At 63.3% G+C, this 16,830-nt stretch carries 13 protein-coding genes and 1 pseudogene; 5 read left to right on the top strand and 9 right to left on the bottom strand.

The annotated features are described in order from the left end of the window. Positions 1-194 precede the first annotated feature (194 nt). From V0R59_RS28880 to V0R59_RS28870, 3 genes are read left to right on the top strand one after another with little or no spacing between them, the layout of a single operon-like run. Positions 195-2,951: a type VI secretion system Vgr family protein gene (locus tag V0R59_RS28880; RefSeq protein ID WP_330077922.1), complete on the top strand. Its 2,757-nt coding sequence runs from the start codon at positions 195-197 to the stop codon at positions 2,949-2,951. Then, positions 2,948-4,756, top strand: coding sequence for a phospholipase D-like domain-containing protein (locus V0R59_RS28875; protein WP_330077921.1), 1,809 nt, complete (start codon positions 2,948-2,950; stop codon positions 4,754-4,756). The genes V0R59_RS28880 and V0R59_RS28875 overlap by 4 nt, the downstream gene beginning before the upstream one ends. Then, positions 4,756-6,027 (top strand): SEL1-like repeat protein, encoded by a 1,272-nt coding sequence (locus tag V0R59_RS28870; RefSeq protein WP_330077920.1) that lies wholly within the window; start codon positions 4,756-4,758, stop codon positions 6,025-6,027. The genes V0R59_RS28875 and V0R59_RS28870 overlap by 1 nt, the downstream gene beginning before the upstream one ends. A gap of 235 nt (positions 6,028-6,262) precedes the next feature. Here V0R59_RS28870 and paaZ read toward each other — a convergent pair whose 3' ends face one another. From paaZ to paaA, 9 genes and pseudogenes are all read right to left on the bottom strand, one after another. Then, positions 6,263-8,317, bottom strand: a complete 2,055-nt coding sequence (gene paaZ, locus V0R59_RS28865) for a phenylacetic acid degradation bifunctional protein PaaZ (RefSeq protein ID WP_330077919.1) — start codon at positions 8,315-8,317, stop codon at positions 6,263-6,265. 32 nt (positions 8,318-8,349) lie between these two features. Continuing rightward, on the bottom strand, positions 8,350-9,576 hold the full coding sequence (locus V0R59_RS28860; protein ID WP_330077918.1) for an OprD family porin: 1,227 nt from the start codon (positions 9,574-9,576) through the stop codon (positions 8,350-8,352). A gap of 28 nt (positions 9,577-9,604) precedes the next feature. Next, positions 9,605-11,173: pseudogene (locus tag V0R59_RS28855) on the bottom strand (cation acetate symporter); the annotation flags it as partial. Then, the gene (locus V0R59_RS28850; RefSeq protein ID WP_330077917.1) at positions 11,164-11,472 is read right to left on the bottom strand and encodes a DUF485 domain-containing protein; all 309 of its coding nucleotides are present in this window, start codon (positions 11,470-11,472) and stop codon (positions 11,164-11,166) included. The gene V0R59_RS28850 and the pseudogene V0R59_RS28855, both read right to left, overlap by 10 nt. A gap of 210 nt (positions 11,473-11,682) precedes the next feature. Further along, positions 11,683-12,759: a 1,2-phenylacetyl-CoA epoxidase subunit PaaE gene (gene paaE / locus V0R59_RS28845; protein WP_330077916.1), complete on the bottom strand. Its 1,077-nt coding sequence runs from the start codon at positions 12,757-12,759 to the stop codon at positions 11,683-11,685. Positions 12,760-12,780: 21 nt separating this feature from the next. After that, entirely contained in the window at positions 12,781-13,314 is a 534-nt protein-coding gene (gene paaD, locus V0R59_RS28840; protein ID WP_330077915.1) for a 1,2-phenylacetyl-CoA epoxidase subunit PaaD, read from the bottom strand. Further along, a complete protein-coding gene (gene paaC, locus V0R59_RS28835; protein ID WP_330077914.1) occupies positions 13,301-14,056 on the bottom strand; it encodes a 1,2-phenylacetyl-CoA epoxidase subunit PaaC in 756 nt (251 codons plus the stop codon). Before paaC ends, paaD begins: the two co-directional genes overlap by 14 nt. Further along, positions 14,056-14,337: a 1,2-phenylacetyl-CoA epoxidase subunit PaaB gene (gene paaB / locus V0R59_RS28830; protein WP_330077913.1), complete on the bottom strand. Its 282-nt coding sequence runs from the start codon at positions 14,335-14,337 to the stop codon at positions 14,056-14,058. Before paaB ends, paaC begins: the two co-directional genes overlap by 1 nt. Before the next feature lie 25 nt (positions 14,338-14,362). Beyond that, complete coding sequence (gene paaA / locus V0R59_RS28825; protein ID WP_330077912.1) at positions 14,363-15,352, bottom strand: 1,2-phenylacetyl-CoA epoxidase subunit PaaA; 990 nt, start codon at positions 15,350-15,352, stop codon at positions 14,363-14,365. A 201-nt stretch (positions 15,353-15,553) separates the two neighbouring features. Between paaA and V0R59_RS28820 the strand changes: the two genes are divergently transcribed. Both V0R59_RS28820 and V0R59_RS28815 read left to right on the top strand, forming a co-directional pair. Further along, positions 15,554-16,135, top strand: coding sequence for an NAD(P)H-dependent oxidoreductase (locus tag V0R59_RS28820; protein WP_330077911.1), 582 nt, complete (start codon positions 15,554-15,556; stop codon positions 16,133-16,135). Beyond that, entirely contained in the window at positions 16,132-16,713 is a 582-nt protein-coding gene (locus V0R59_RS28815; RefSeq protein WP_330077910.1) for a TetR/AcrR family transcriptional regulator, read from the top strand. The genes V0R59_RS28820 and V0R59_RS28815 overlap by 4 nt, the downstream gene beginning before the upstream one ends. Positions 16,714-16,830 lie beyond the last annotated feature (117 nt).

The raw sequence follows: 16,830 nt of genomic DNA, 5'->3' as shown, positions 1-16,830 counted from the left end.
CGGATGTTTTACTGTGCGCCCCTGAAAACGGACCTGCGCGCGCAGGAAGTTGCTAGTAACTTCCTTTCAAGTATTTCAATTTATTCCAAACTTTCCGCTGGCGCTTGCAGGCCGTTATTTATTAATGGATTCCGCAATGAACTTCGAACTTTCGGGTTTGAAGTTCATTGCCGGATATTTCAGCGAGACAACGCATGGACACGATCGTCAGCCGCTACCCATCGCCCACCACCCGCAATCCCTACCAACTCAACGTCCAGAACCTCGACGTGCCGCTCGACATCTTCGCCTTCGAAGGCGAGGAATACCTCAGCCAGCCATTCCGCTACACCATCCGCTTCAGTTGCGCCCTGCCGCGGCCCGACGCGGAGGACGACGACCCTGACCGCCCCAAACCCCTCGACCTGGACAAGGCCCTGTTCCTCAACCGCACCGCCCGGTTCGCCCTGTACGGCGAGCCGCCGGTCACCTACCCCTGGGAAGAAAAGAAGAAAAAGCACAACCCGGTCCGCGAGCTGTTCGGCATCATCACCTCGTTCAGGCGCATCCGCGCCACGGTGGACGAAGGCCAGTACGAGATCGTGCTGGAGCCGCGCTTCGGCCTGCTGGCGCGCAGCAAGCAGACCCGCCTGTACCGGCGCAAATCGGTGCCGGACATCGTCAAGCACATCCTCAAGGAACGGCACAAGCTGTTCAGCCACGAATACTTCTTCGACCTGAGACGCGACTACCCGGTACGTGACCACGTCCTGCAGTATGAGGAAACCGACCTGGCCTTCGTCCAGCGCCTGCTGGCCGAGGTCGGCATCTGGTACCGCTTCGCCATCAACTCGGAGCACCGCGTCGAGGTGGTGCATTTCCGCGACTGGCCGTTCCACGACCTGAAAACCGAGCTGCCGTACCTGCCGCGCGCCGGCATGAACAGCAACGGCGGCGACTGTGTCTGGGACATCGGCACCCGCCACCAGGTGGTGGAAAAGGACCTGGTCTTCCGTACCTACGACCCGCGCCAGGCCAACAAGCACCTGCAGGGCGAAACCGAGCAATGGCGCCTGGGATATTCCGTCTACGGCGAAACCTACGAGTACGGCTGGGCCTACACCGAGCTGGGCGAGATCTACTCGGACCGCCCGACCCCCGAGACCGGGCGCTTCTTCGCCCGCCTGACCTACGAGCGCAACATGAACCTGCGCAGCCAGGTGACGGGTTTCAGCAGCAGCCCGCAGATGGTACCGGCGAGCATGCTCAAGCTCAGCGGCGACCTTCCCCAGGACTGCCAAAAGACCCTGATCGTGCACACCACGCGGGTCAGCGGGGCGCGCAACAGGAACTACCTGGTCGAATTCGAAGGCCTGCCCTTTGACGGGCTGGTGGGCTTCCGCCCGCCGTTGCAGCCCAAGCCGGTGATTGCCGGGACCATTCCCGCTCGCATCACCAGCCGGCAGAAAAACGACCCCTACAGCCATATCGACCTGGAAGGCCGCTACCGGGTCAGCTTCCTGTTCGACCGCGACACTCGCGAGCCCGGCTATGAAAGCCTGGCCCTGCGCCTGGCGCGGCCCTACGCCGGCGACCTGTACGGCCTGCACCTCCCGCTGCTGGCCGGCACCGAAGTGGCGATCGCCTTCGAGCAGGGCGACCCGGACCGCCCGTATATCTCCCATGCCCTGCACGACGACCGCCACCCCGACCACGTCGCCCGCGACAACAACACCCGCAACGTGCTGCGCACGCCGAGCAACAACAAGCTGCGGATGGAGGACAAGAAGGGGCAGGAGCACATCAAGGTCAGTACCGAGTTTGGCGGCAAGAGTCAGCTGAACCTGGGGCATCTGGTGGGCAAGGATCGCAAGAAGCGCGGCGAAGGCTTCGAGCTGCGCAGCGACCACTGGGGCGCGTTGCGGGCAGGGAAGGGGCTGTTCATCAGTGCCGACCCACAGCCCAAGGCCCAGGGCGACGTGCTGGAAATGGCTCCGGCTCTCGACCGGCTACAGCAGGCCGCCGAACAGTTGGAGGGTCTCTCCCGCGACGCCGAGGCCAGCCGTGGCGACCCAGCGGATGTGCAGGCCCAACTGACGCTGCTGAAGGGCGACGTGGAGCAACTGAAGTCCGCCGTCCTGCTGCTCAGCGCGCCCAAGGGCATCGCATTGACCAGTGGCGACCACCTGCAACTGGCAGCACAGAACAACCTGCTGCTCAACGCCGGCGGTAATGCCGACATGAGCGTGGTCAAGCGCCTGTTCATCGGTGTCGGCCAGGGCCTCAGCCTGTTCGTGCGCAAGCTCGGCATCAAGCTGATCGCCAACCAAGGCCCGGTGCAGATCCAGGCACAGCACGACACCCTGACCCTGATGGCCCGGGAAGGACTGGAGGTGGTCAGCACCGAGGACGAGATCCGCATCGTCGCGAAAAAGAAGATCACCCTGAATGCCGGTGGTAGCTACCTGATCCTCGACCCGACGCGGATCGAGGCGGGCACCGAAGGCGACTACCTGGTCAAGGCGCCACGGGTGGCGTTTACCGGGGCGGCGAGCATGAGTGCGGCGCATCCGGAGTATCCGGTGAGTCAGTTCAAGCAGGCGCTGCGCTTCAATATCAACAAGACCGCAACGGCCCCGCGAATCGGTTGGGCGGGCATGCCATACCGTCTCTACGCCGGCAGCGGCCTGGTCGGTGAAGGTGTGCTGGATAAAAGCGGGCAGGTCCGGGTCGATCACCAGGTCGCTACCCACAGCTACCTCCTGCAATTGGCCAATGGCGTGGAGTTTCGTCTTCCGGTTCCCGACCAGTACAGCAACCCCGAGCAGGCGCATCTGGCCAACCGTGGCCTGCAAAACCACAAGTCCGCATCTAACGAAACCGTCAATCAGCCCGCGACGCACAAGGAGCACCGCACGCACTACTCCGCGTTGCTGGATGGTTCCGCTGCCTCCCAGGAAGACAACTCATGACCCGGCCTGAAATCGTCGTACCCATAGCCCTGCAGCACACTCAGGAAGCGACGTGCGTATCACCCTGGTTCGTCCAGAACACGCTTTACCATCCGGAGACGGCGACTTATCGGCCGCTGGTCAATGGCGAGGAAACATTCGCGGTCGTGCACCGGGCCATAGCCGATGCAAAAAGAAGCGTCGATATCATCTGCTGGGGGTTCCAGCCATCGATGTTCCTGATTCGCGATGGCAAGGCCCCCAGCATCGGTGAGCTACTCAGGAAAAAAGCTGCAGAAGGGGTGAAGGTCCGGCTGCTGACCTGGGAAGCACCGCTGAATACCGCGGGTATCGCCGGTGAAGCCAACCTGCCGCAGCGGCGTGCGCTGGGTCTCTGGGACGAGGAGATGCAGAGCACCACCGAAGAGCAGTCGAAGGCCGATCGCGAGTGGTTCAAGCGCTTCGGCATCGACGACAGCGAAGCGGCCAGGCGTACGGAGGACCGGATTCCGTTGCTGGTCAGTCGCGGTTTCAACTTTTCCGAACGCCGCAATATTTCCCGGGCGTTGAAAGAAGATGGTCTCGATCCCAATCTGGCCGGAAAAACCCGGCTGACCATGGCCTTGGCACCGAGTCATCACCAGAAAAGCGTCCTGGTCGACTACGAACTGCCAGAGGAAGCGATTGGCTTTGTCCTGGGCCACAACATGCTCGATGAATACTGGGACACCGACAAGCATTCCGCGAAGAATCGCTTTGGCGACAGCCGGCCCGCTCCGGACCGAGGTCCGCGTGGGGTGCTGCCTCGGCAGGACATTTCCTGCCAGCTCACCGGCCCGATCCTGGAACACCTGCACGCGAACTTTGCCGAGGCCTGGCTCAAGGAAACCGGCGAAAACCTGCTCGAAGTGCGTCCGGCCAAGGAGCTCGGGCAACGCCTGAAATGTGGCCCCGATACAAGACAAATGGTCCAGGTGCTGCGCACGCAGCCCCAGACGGGGATACGCGATATCCAATCGCTGTATTTGCAGGCGGTGAACAATGCGACCCAGTTCATCTATATCGAAAACCAGTATTTCCGCTGGCCGCCGTTGGCCGAAGCCATCAAGGCAGCTGCGGCTAACCAGACCCGTCAAGGCCGTGATCCAGGTGTACAGGAAGCACTGCACCTGTTCGTGATCACCAATGCCGGGGCTGATTCCGTTGCTGCGGGCTCGGCCAATACGCAGCGCATGCTCGAAAGCCTGGGGCGTGCCGACACCATTCCCCATGTCACCAAGCTGAGCCGGATCCGCGAAGTCAAACGCGCTGCTCCACCCAAGCCACGCCCGGACCCTCGTGATCACCGGGGGAAGCGTGAGTTGGAACAATGGGAGAAGGATCTCGACCGGCAAATCCAGGAAATCGAAGACAGCACCATCTATCCCGAAGAAATACCGGGGTTGAAGGTGCATGTGTGTTCGCTGGTCGCGCCTGACTCTTTCGAGGGCTCGGCCTGGACACCGGTTTATGTGCATTCGAAGTTGATGATTGTCGATGATGTTTTTACCACCCAGGGCTCGGCGAATATCAATCACCGCAGCATGATCGGGGACAGTGAATTGAATATTGCGCATGACTGGATGAGTGTCACGCAGGAGTTGAGGCGAAGGTTGTGGGATTTACATACGGGAAAGAAGGGGGCGCAGGATGATCCGGCGGAGGCCTTTAAGATTTGGAAGCGAATTATAGATGAAAATAAGGATCTTCAAGAGGCAAGAAAAAGCCCTAAAGCTCCACTGATAGAATTCTATTTCGATAAGCCTGTTTTTAAGGAGGCTGATTGATGCGATGGGTTGTAATTATATCGTTTTTGCTATCGGTGTCGTGCGGTGTAAGCAACAAGGCAGTGGCAAGTATTTTATCTGGGGTTGAAGCCATGAGTGATATTGGGCGTCTGAATTTTTCTTGCAGTTATGAAGAGGGTCCAGGATATGCTGGGGATTTAGATGTTTTGTTTCGTTATGCGCGTTGGCTGCAGGTGAATAATCAATTGATTCGCGATGAAGGTGTCTATGCTCAAGCTGAAAGGCTATACCGAATTGCCTCGGAGGGTGGTCACTATAAGGCGAATATTAATCTTCAAATTGGAGCGATGCGTGGATACTTTAAAGTGAAGGGGTATGAGCGCCTGAGGATGAGCCAGGAGTTGATAGATGCAAAAGTTGCCGCCGGTTACTTGATGGTTGCCAGGATGCTTCAGGTTGGAGGGGGCGGTCTAAAAAAAGATGAAGAGATGTCATTGAAGTTTTACAGGAAGGCAGCTGACGAAGGTAATGCATCTGCTCAGGCCTATGTAGCGGATAAGCTGGCTTCCATACCTGCCTTATCTGAGGTTGCCCGAGATATGCGCCGATGCGCCGCGGCGCAAAGTCATGGAGAGGCAGCAGTGGCGGTGGCTCTCTACCATAAAAGGGTTGGGGACTATGCCCAAGCGCTGGAGTTGTTCCAAATGGGCGCGTCTGCTGGTAATGAGTCAGCTATCGGGTTTTTGGAGGCGGCTTTTCGAGGGGCAGCACCTGAGGATGATTTCAATTACCTAGGTCAGTCTATTGATCTGGAGCGGGCGGAAAGATACAACAAGATCTGGCGCGTATTGGCCAACTATTCTTACGCTAATCCGGTAGTTCCAGAAATCAACGAAATTGTCCCGCTGCCACCCGCAAAACTCCCCCCATGGGACGGAAAAATCAAATGGCTTGAAGATCGCCTCGCCAATATCCCCCCACCCAAGCCGGAAGAATGGCTGATCGAAAAACTGGCCAAGGAAAAAGGCCTGGATCCTGCCACGGGAAGACCCCTGCCCGGTTCCCCGGCTTTCAAGGCCGAATACTTCCCGGTAGATACCTGCAAAAGCGGTGAGCCTTGCCCGCAGGAGGGCTATTGGAAAGTCATGTGGCCAGAACGTTGGGTACGTAATGAGGAAGTGATCCAGCATTTCAATGAAGGTGAACTGATGCCTCATCCGGAAGGAAATTATTACCTCCACCGAATCTGGCCGTTACCCAGAAAATTGGTGAGAGGGCCGATCTTTGTGAAGTGGGGGTTGCTGGGATAGCAAAGAGCTCATGCATTCGATCGAGATCCGGGTCTGCATGAAGCTCTGCGCCGTTCAGGTCTCGCAGTGGTGTGTTGTTCGAGCCGGGAGTAGCAAGCCTTCATCCAGTGTCGCTATGGGGAGAAAGTGAAGGGCGCTGGTCAGTAGTGAGCTTCCGGGCATCATCGCTGGCAAGCCAGCTCCCACAGGGTTCGCGGTGCATGCGGTCCTTATGCCAGCGATGAGGCCCAAGAGATCAGACCTCTTTCTTCACCACCAGAGTCAAAATGTCATAACTGGCCACCAGCTCCCCAAGCTGATTGGTCACCTCCACATCCCACGCCACCACCCCTTGCGGGACGCCCTGCGGGCTCTTCTTGCCCTGGTCGATCTTGCGCTTGCAGGTCAGCCGGGCCTGGATGGTGTCGCCGATACCCACCGGGTTGATGAAGCGCAGGTTGTCCAGCCCGTAGTTGGCCAGTACCGGACCCGGGGCAGGGCTGACGAACAGCCCGGCCGCCGCCGACAGCACGAAGTAGCCATGGGCGATGCGCTTGCCGAATTGCGATTCGCGCGCGGCGATCTCGTCGAAGTGCATGTAGAAGTGGTCGCCGGACAGGCAGCCGAAGTTCACCAGGTCCGCCTCGGTCACCGTACGGCGGTGGGTCAGCAGCGACTCGCCGATACGCACGTCCTCGAAATGCCGGCGGAACGGGTGTACCTCGGTCTCGATCACTTCGGCGCCGCGCACGTACTCGCCGGTCACCGCCATCAGCATGCTTGGCGAACCCTGTACCGCAGCGCGCTGCAGGTAATGCTTCACCGCACGCAGCCCGCCCAGTTCTTCACCGCCACCGGCGCGGCCAGGGCCGCCGTGCTTGAGTTGCGGCAACGGCGAGCCATGGCCGGTGGATTCGGCTGCAGCCTCGGCATCCAGCACCAGCAGCCGACCGTGCCAGGCTGCGGCGACCGGCACGGCCTTGGCAGCGACGGTGCGGTCGGCGGTGATCAGGCTCGCCACCAGGCTGCCCTTGCCACGGGCGGCGAGGGCCAGGGCTTCATCCAGGTCCTCGTAGGTCATCAGCGTGCTGACCGGCCCGAACGCCTCGATATCGTGGGCACCGCCCTCGGCATGGGCATCCCGGGCCAGGAGCAGGGTCGGGGCGAAGAAGGCGCCGTTGGCCACGCCTTCGCCACGCGGCTCGAAGCCATCGCTGGCGCCGAACAGCTGGTCGCAACTTTGCAGCAACTGCGCGACCCGCTCGCCGACATCGGCCTGCTGCGCATGGGACGCCAGGGCCCCCATGCGCACGCCTTCCACCGAGGGATCACCGACCACTACCTTGCTCAGGCGATCACGCAAGCGGGTCGCCACCGCATCCAGGTGCCGCGCGGGGACGATGGCGCGGCGGATCGCCGTGCATTTCTGCCCGGCCTTGGTGGTCATCTCGCGCGCCACTTCCTTGATGTACAGCTCGAATTCCTCGCTGTCCGGGCTCACGTCCGGGCCGAGGATCGAGCAGTTCAGCGAGTCGGCTTCGGCGGTGAAGGGTACCGAGTTGCGGATCAGATTGGGCGTGACCCGCAGCTTGGCCGCGGTATCGGCCGAGCCGGTGAAGGTCACCAGGTCCTGGCCGTCGAGGCGTTCCAGCAGGTCGCCGGTGCTTCCGATCACCAGTTGCAGGGCACCCGGCGGCAACAGGCCGGACTCATCCATCAGGCGCACCACGGCCTCGGTCAGGTAGCTGGTGGCGGTGGCCGGCTTGACGATGCACGGCATGCCGGCGAGGAAGGTCGGGGCGAACTTTTCCAGCATGCCCCAGATCGGGAAGTTGAAGGCGTTGATATGCACCGCCACCCCGGCCCGCGGCACCAGGATATGGCTGCCGGCGAAGCGACCTTGCTTGCCCAGCGGGATCGCCGGGCCTTCATGCACCAGGTTGCCCGACGGCAGTTCGCGGGCGCCGATGCCGGCATAGGAGAACAGCGTGGCATTGCCGCCCTCGATGTCGATCCAGCTGTCGGCACGGGTGGCGCCGCTGTGGTGGGACAGGGCGTAGAGCTGTTCCTTGCGCTCGGCGAGGTACAGGGCCAGTGCCTTGAGGCGCTGGGCGCGCTGCTGGAAGTCCAGTCCCATCAGGCCGTTGCGGCCCTGCACCCGGCCGAAGGCGATGGCTTCGGCGAAGTCCGGGCGTTCCTCGTGGGCGTGGGCCAGGACATGCCCGTCAAGGGCGCTGTGCAGGGACTGGGCGCCGTGCTGGCCGATCCAGCGACCGGCGATGAAGCTTTGCAAGGTAGGGGCAGCAGACATCGTGTGTCCTCCGATTCTTGTAAGGGGCGCGGTTACCACAGCGCCAGGGTGTAGCCGATGATCAGGCGGTTCTCGTCCAGGGCATTGGTCAGGCCGTTGCCGGAGCGGAAGGTGACGTTGCGCCAGCGCAGGCTGACGTTCTTCAGCGGGCCGCTCTGGATCACGTAGGCCAGGTCGGTATCGCGTTCGCGCTCGCGGCCGTTGTCGATGCCCGCGGCCTTGGCATGGCGGCCGTCGGTGTAGCGGGTCATGAAGGTCAGGCCGGGAATGCCGAGGGCGGCGAAGTCGTAGTCGTAGCGCGCCTGCCAGGAATCGAGACCGGCGCGGGTGAAGGTGTTGTAGGTGACCAGGTTGACCGTGTACGGGTCGCCACCGTTGAGGAACGGGAAAGCGCTGTCGCCGGACATCTGCTGGAAGGTGCCGCTGAACTTGTGGGCACCCACCGCCAGGGTGAACATGCCGTTGAAGTTGCGGTTGTCGATGCGTCCGGCGCGCTCGGCGCCGTCTCCCCGGCTGTCGAAGTAACGCAGGTCGCTGCGCAGGCTCATGCCTTCGGCCAGCGGCAGGGTGTGGACCAGGCCGACGTACTGCTGGCGATAGATCTCTTCCAGCTTGGCGTAGTAGTAGGTCACCGCGAGTTGCGGGTTGAAGGCATAGGTGCCGCCGCCGAAATCGAAGTGATCGCTGGTCGCCGCGCCGTAGCCGATATCGTCGTTGCTCGACGAGTCACGCAGGTTGGCCTTGGTCAGGCGCCCGCCGTTGAGGGTCAGGCCGTCGATTTCCTGGCTGTTCAGCAAGCCGCCCTGGAAGGTCGAGGCGAGCAGGCGGGTGTCGTTGTAGGTCACCACCGGCAGCAGCGGCTGCAGGGTGCCCAGGCGCAGCACGCTTTTCGACAGGCGTACCTTGGCGGTCACCCCCAGCTCGCTGTAGTCGTCCGCCGGTTCCAGGCTGTTGCGCCCGTAGGGCAGCAGGCCAGTGTTGCGGCGGTCGCGGCTGGAGTCGAGCTTGATGCCCAGCTGGCCCATGGCATCGACGCCGAAGCCGAGGGTGCCGTCGGTGAAGCCGGACTCAAGCCTGGCGGTGAAGCCCTGGGCCCATTCCTCGGCCTTGGACTGCGGTGCGTTGTCCTGGCGGAAGTCGCGGTTGATGTAGTGGTTGCGCAGCTCGATCTTCGCGTGGCTGTCCTCGATGAAACCGGCCATGGCCGGGGTGCAGGCTAGGGGCAGGGCGATCCCGGCGAGAAGGCGAATGGGGCTCATTGTTGTTATTCCCGAATCGTGTTCTTGATTAGTGTTTGCTGGCGCCGGCGGCGCCGATACCGGTCATGGAGCGAATGAACTGCGCCAGATAGCGGCCGCGTTCCTCGCTGGCCTGTGCCGAGCGGTCGGTAACCGAGAAGGCCCAGGCGCTGAGGAAGGCCACGCTCATGGAGAACAGCGCCGGGTTGCTGTAGGGGAACAGCGCCTTGTCGTGGTGCAGGACGTTGACCCACACCACCGGGCTCAGCACCAGCAGGATCACCGCCGACACCAGCCCGCCCAGGCTGCCGGCCACGGCACCGCGGGTGGTCAGGCCCTTCCAGAACATCGAGAGGAACAGCACCGGGAAGTTGACCGAGGCGGCGATGGCCAGCACCAGGCCGGAGAGGAAGGCGATGTTCTGCGACTCGAACAGCAGGCCGAGGATGATCGCCAGCACGCCGATCACCAGCGTGGCGATACGCGAGACCCGTACTTCGTCCTGTTCGCTGGCCTGGCCCTTGCGGATCACGCAGGCATACAGGTCATGGGACACCGCCGAGGCGCCGGACAGGGCCAGGCCGGCGACCACGGCGAGGATGGTGGCGAAGGCCACCGCCGAGATGAAGCCGAGGAACAGGTTGCCGCCCACGGCCTGGGCCAGGTGCACCGCGACCATGTTGCCGCCGCCGATGATCGCGCCGCTGGCGTCGCGGTAGGCGGGTTCGGTGCCGACCATGACGATGGCGCCGAAGCCGATCACGATCAGCAGCAGATAGAAGTAGCCGATGAAGCCGGTGGCGTAGAACACCGACTTGCGTGCTTCCTTGGCGTCGCTGACGGTGAAGAAGCGCATGAGGATGTGCGGCAGGCCGGCGGTGCCGAACATCATGCCCAGGCCGAGGGAAATCGCATCCACCGGGTTCGACAGCAGGCCGCCGGGGGCCATGATTGCCGTGCCCTTGGCGTGTACGGCGGCGGCGCTGGCGAACATCGCCTCGGTGCTGAAGCCGAAGTGCTTGAGCACCATGAAGGCCATGAAGGTGGTGCCGGAGAGCAGCATCACCGCCTTGATGATCTGCACCCAGGTGGTGGCGAGCATGCCGCCGAAGGTGACGTAGAACACCATGAGCACACCCACCAGGATCACCGCGTACAGGTAGCTGATGCCGAACAGCAGCTCGATCAGCTTGCCGGCGCCGACCATCTGCGCCACCAGGTAGAGCAGGGCCACGGTCAGGGTGCCGAAGGCCGAGGTCAGGCGCACCGGAGTCTGGGCCAGGCGGTAGGAGACCACGTCGGCGAAGGTGTACTTGCCCAGGTTGCGCAGGCGTTCGGCGATCAGGAACAGGATGATCGGCCAGCCGGCGAGCACGCCGAGGGCGTAGAGCAGGCCGTCGTAGCCGTTGAGGAACATCATCGCCGAGATGCCGAGGAAGGACGCGGCGCTGATCATGTCGCCGGCGATGGCCAGGCCGTTCTGCATCCCGGTGAGGCCGCCGCCGGCGGTGTAGAAGTCGGCGGCCGAGCGGGTGCGCAGGGCGGCCCAGCGGGTCACGCCGAGGGTGAACAGCACGAACAGCAGGAACATGCCGATGGCGGTCCAGTTCATTGTGCGCACTCCTGCTTGACCTTGTCGTTGAGCGGATCGAGGACGTTGTTGGCGCGGTATACGTAGATACCGGTCAGGCCGAACGACACCAGCACGATCAGCACGCCCACCAGCATGCCGACGGTGGTCACGCCGCCGCTGAGGGACTGGCCGAGGGTGCTGGGGGAGAAGGCCACGAGCAGGACGAAGCCGTAGTAGATCACCAGCATGGCGGCGGTGAGGCTGCCGTTGAGGCGACGCTTGCGCCGCACCAGTTGCTGGAAGTCGGGGTGGTTCTGGATGGATTCGATATGACTGGGGGTCATGGGTGTGCGCTCTCTTGATCTTGTTGTAGTTGTTGTGTGATTCACGCTTGGGTACTGCGGTGTTGCTTCATTTTTGGGACCGCTTTGCGGTCCATCGCGGGTGAACCCGCTCCCACAGGGTCGGTGTTTCACCCTGTTTTATCTGGAGGAACCGAGATCGGCGTGGGAGCGGGTTAACCCGCGATGGGGCGCGCAGCGGCCCCGGCAATCTCAAAGCTGGTCGAAGTCCAGCACCACCCGCTCACTCACCGGATAGCTCTGGCACGACAGCACATAACCGGCCGCCACTTCGTAGTCCTCCAGGGCATGGTTGCTGTCCATCTCCACCTCGCCCTCGATCACCTTGCACTTGCAGGTCGAGCAGACCCCGGCCTTGCACGAATACGGCAGCTCGGCGCCGATGGCATTGCCGGCATCCAGCACGCTCTGGCTGTTGCGCGGCAGTTCGAAGGAGAGGGCGCGGCCATCGCTGATCACCGTGACCTGGCTCACCGCCGCATCCACCTGCCGCGCTGCCTCGCGGGCCTGGCGCCGGGCTTCGTTGCCGGCGGCGGCGAACAGTTCGAAATGAATGCGCCCGGCGTCCATGCCACGGGCCTTCAAGGCATCGCGCACGGTCTCGGTCATTTCCTGCGGCCCGCAGATGAACGCGGCTTCCAGGCCCGCCACGTCGACCCAGCGGCTGAACAGGCGTTCGCACTTGTCGGCGTCGATGCGGCCGTTGTACAGGTCGATGTCCTGCTGTTCGCGGCTGAACACGAAGATCAGGTTGAGGCGCTGCAGGTAGCGGTTCTTCAGGTCTTCCAGCTGTTCGCGAAACAGCGCCGAGCCACTGGCGCGGTTGCCGTAGAGCAGGGTGAAACGGCTGTCCGGTTCGGCTTCCAGGGTGGTCTTGACGATGGACAGGATCGGCGTGATGCCACTGCCGGCCGCCACCGCCAGGTAATGGCCCTGGCGCGCCGGGTCGAGGGGCACGTGGAAGCTGCCGGACGGGGGCATCACGTCGAGCACGTCACCGGCGCTGAGCACGTCGTTGGCGAAGGCGGAGAAGCGCCCGCCAGCGACTTTCTTCACCGCCACCCGCAGTTCACCGTCGTTGATCCCGGTGCAGATCGAGTAGGAGCGGCGTACTTCCTCGTCGTCCAACTGAGTGCGCAGGACCAGGTACTGGCCCTGGGTAAAGCGGAAGGTCTCGTCCAGCTCGCGCGGCACGTCGAAGAGGATCGACACGGCATCGCGGGTTTCGCTGCGCACTTGCTTGACGGTCAGGCTATGGAACTGGCTCATGGGGAAATCTCCAGCAAGCGCTCAGATGCACTTGAAATAATCGAAGGGCTCGCGGCAGTCGCAGCAGCGGTACAGGGCCTTGCAGGCGGTGGAACCGAACTCGCTGAGCACCTCGGTGTGGGTACTGCCGCATTGCGGGCAGGCGATCTGCGCGGACTCGCCCAGCAGGCTGCGTTTGCTCGCGCTGCCCACCGGTGCGGCGATGCCGTAGGCACGCAGGCGCTCGCGGCCGCTGTCGCTGATCCAGTCGGTGGTCCACGCCGGGCTGAGCTGACGGTTCAGCGCGGGTGCGGGGAAGCCGGCCTGTTCCAGGGCGTTGCGGATGTCCTGCTCGATCACCTCGGTGGCCGGGCAGCCGGAGTAGGTCGGCGTCACGGTCACCCGCAGGTGGCCGTCGGCCCAGTCCAGATCGCGGACGATACCCAGCTCGACCACGCTGACCACCGGCACTTCCGGGTCCATGACCTGTTCCAGCGCCGTCCAGGCCTGGCTCAGGTCGTCGGCCCGGGGCGCGCGGGCGCCGCGGTCGCTGGCGATCAACTCACCAGGTTGCATCGGGGTAGGCTCGCGGCAGGAACTGCATTTCCGCCAGCAGCAGGCCCAGGTGCTCGCTGTGCAGGCCCTGGCGACCGCTGAGATAGAAGTGGCTGGCCGCTTGCGGCACCGGCAGGGTGGCGCGCTCGAAGGTCGCTTCGACCTGATGCTGCCACGCCAGCGCGACCTGCTCCGGATTGCCGATGATCCCGGCCTGGAACAGGCGCTGCTCGACCGCGTCGGCGTCCACCAGCTCGACCGTGAAGCGCCAGACCTGGGGCAGGGCGGCCATCATGCGCTGGCGGCTTTCCTCGGTACCGTCGCCCAGGCGCTCGACCCACTCGCCGGAGCGGCGCAGGTGGTAGGTGACTTCCTTCAGTGCCTTGGCCGCGATGCCCTGGATGCGCTCGTCGCTGGAACGGACCAGGCCCTGCAGCACGGCAAAGTGCCAGGCATCGTAGAAGAACTGCTTGAGGATGGTCACCGCGTAGTCGCCGTTGGGTTGTTCCACCAGCAGCAGGTTGCGGTAGGCACGCTCGTCGCGGCGGAACACCAGGTGATCGGCATCGCGGCCGTCATTGGCCAGCTCGGCGGCGTATTCCAGCCAGTTGCGCGCCTGGCCGACCAGGTCGAGGCCGACGTTCATCAGCGCCAGCTCTTCTTCCAGCGCCGGGGCGCGGCCGCACCACTGGCACAGGCGCTGGGCCTGGACCATGGCGCTGTCGCCCAGGCGCAGCAGGTATTGGATCAGGTCCTGGTTCATCACATGTGCCCTACTTCGGCCGGCAGTTCATAGAAGCTGGCGTGGCGGTAGATCTTGTCTTCGGAGGGGGCGAACAGCGGGTCCTTGTCGTCCGGCGACGAGGCGGTGATCAGCGCCGACGGCACCACCCACAGGCTCACGCCTTCGTTGCGCCGGGTGTACAGCTCGCGGGCGTTCTCGATGGCCATGGCGGCATCGGCGGCATGCACGCTGCCGACATGCTTGTGGTTGAGGCCGTGCTTGCTGCGTACGAATACTTCGAACAGGGTCCATTCGGACATGGCGGAATCTCCGGTCAGGCGACGCTCAGGCGGCGTTCTTGTTGGCTTTCTTGGTGGCGTGGGCGACGGCGGCAGCGCGGACCCAGGCACCGTCCTCGATGGCCTGGCGGCGGGTGGCGACCCGCTCCTGGTTGCACGGGCCGTTGCCCTTGAGCACTTCGTAGAATTCGTCCCACTGGATGGCGCCGAAGTCGTAGTGGCCGCGCTCGGCGTTCCACTTCAGCTCCGGGTCCGGGGCGGTACAGCCCAGCAGTTCCAGTTGCGGCACGGTCTGGTCGACGAAGCGCTGGCGCAGCTCGTCGTTGCTCTGGCGCTTGATCTTCCAGGCCATGGACTGGGCGCTGTTGGGCGAGTGCTCGTCGCTGGGGCCGAACATCATCAGCGACGGCCACCAGAGGCGGTTGATGGCGTCCTGGACCATGTCCTTCTGCGCCTGGGTGCCCTCGCGCATCATGGTCAGGAGGATTTCGTAGCCCTGGCGCTGGTGGAAGCTCTCTTCCTTGCAGATGCGGATCATGGCCCGCGAGTAGGGGCCGTAGCTGGTGCGCTGCAGCACCACCTGGTTGACGATCGCAGCGCCATCCACCAGCCAGCCCACCGCGCCGACATCGGCCCAGCTCAGGGTCGGGTAGTTGAAGATGCTGGAATATTTTGCTTTTCCGTTGTTAAGCTTTTCGATTTCCGTATCGCGATCGGCGCCCAGGGTTTCCATGGCGCTGTAGAGGTACAGGCCATGCCCGGCTTCGTCCTGGATCTTCGCCATCAACTGCAGCTTGCGCTTGAGCGAAGGGGCGCGGGTGACCCAGTTGCCTTCCGGCAGCATGCCGACGATCTCGGAGTGGGCGTGCTGGGAAATCTGCCGGATCAGCGTCTGGCGATAGGCATCCGGCATCCAGTTCTTGGCTTCGATCTTGATCTCGGCATCGATCCGCTCCTGGAAGGCGCGTTCCTGCTCGGACATCTCTTCGAGGGTCTTCAGGCGCTTGACGCCGGTTTCGACCAATTGTGCGTACATGTGAGTCTCCCGCCTTCTTGTCATGGGGGCTTGGGCGTGGAGACAGTTATAAGTGATACAAAACCAAATATCAAACACAAAAAATGGTGTCGTAATTGGTTTTTGTATCGGATTGCGGTTTCACGCCAAGGCTTGCGCTACATACCAAAAGTAACCTACGGTTGGTACATAGAGTTTTCAGTCAATCCGCAGGAGTCAGCCATGCATGCCTTGATCGTCGTCGCCCACCCGGATCCCCAGTCCTTGACCCATCAGGTCGCCGGCGAACTGGCCCGCAGCCTTGGCGCGGACCACAGCTTCGAGATCGCCGACCTCGCCGCAGAAGGCTTCGATCCACGCTACAACCCCGAGGACCAGGCGCTGTTCCGCGAGCGCGCGGTGGTGCCGGCGGATGTGCTGGCCGAGCAGGCGCGTATCGACCGTGCCGACGCCCTGGTGCTGGTCTATCCGGTGTACTGGTGGTCGTTCCCCGCGTTGCTCAAGGGCTGGGTCGACCGGGTGTTCAGTGGCGGCTGGGCCTACGACGAGCAGGAGCGCGGGCTGTTGCAGCGCCTGCCGGTGCACCTGGTGGCGCTGGGTGGGGCCGGGCCGCGCACCTACGACAAACATGGCTACAGCGTGGCCATGCATACCCAGATCGAGCACGGAATCTTTGCCTACTGCGGCGCGCGGGTGGCATCCTCGGCGCTTTTGACCCAGGCGGACGAAGCCTTCCCGCAGGGGCATTTCGAGGCAGCCCGGCGCATCGGCCGCGAGCTGTTCAGCCACAGGAGTCGAACATGAGCGATACCCGCAAGCGCCTGACCCGGGATCAGCGTCTGGAGCAGTTGCTGCAGGTTTCCCGGCAACTGATTGCCGAAGAGGGCACCGATGCCTTGAGCCTCGGGCGCCTGGCCGAGGCTGCGGGGATCACCAAGCCGACGGTGTATGACCACTTCGGTACCCGGGAAGGTTTGCTGACCGCGTTGTATCGGGATTTCGAAGTGCGCCAGAACCTGCTGATCGATGCGGCGATGGCGGCGGGAGAGGCCACCCTGGAAGGCAAGGCGCGGGCGATTGCCGACAGTTATGTCGAGTGCGTGCTGGCGGAAGGACGGGAGATTCCCGGGGTGCTCGCGGCGCTGGAAGGCTCGCCGGAGCTGGCGCGGTTGAAACGCGAGTGCCAGCTGGAGTTTCTCGACAAGTGCCGGGCGCTGCTCGGGCCCTTCGCCGGGACGCTGTCCACGGCGGGGCTATGGGGCATGCTCGGCGCCGCCGACGCGCTGTCCGGAGCGGCGCTGGCCGGAGAGATCGAGCATGGGCAGGCGCGGGATGAGTTGTTTGCGGTGATTGTCGGGCTGGTTTCGCGTAGCCAACGGTAGGGCGCCGACCCTGTAGGAGCGGGGTTTACCCCCCGTTGGGGGTGGGAAACACCCCCCCCAAACCCGGGGGTCCCCCGCCCCCCCCCCCGGGGGAGGGGCTGGTGTTTTTTTGGTAGC

This window comes from Pseudomonas ulcerans (genome assembly GCF_036324125.1).
In the GTDB taxonomy this organism is placed as follows: domain Bacteria; phylum Pseudomonadota; class Gammaproteobacteria; order Pseudomonadales; family Pseudomonadaceae; genus Aquipseudomonas; species Aquipseudomonas ulcerans.
Note: the sequence above shows the minus strand (reverse complement) of the source record. Positions and strands in the feature narration are given on the sequence as shown.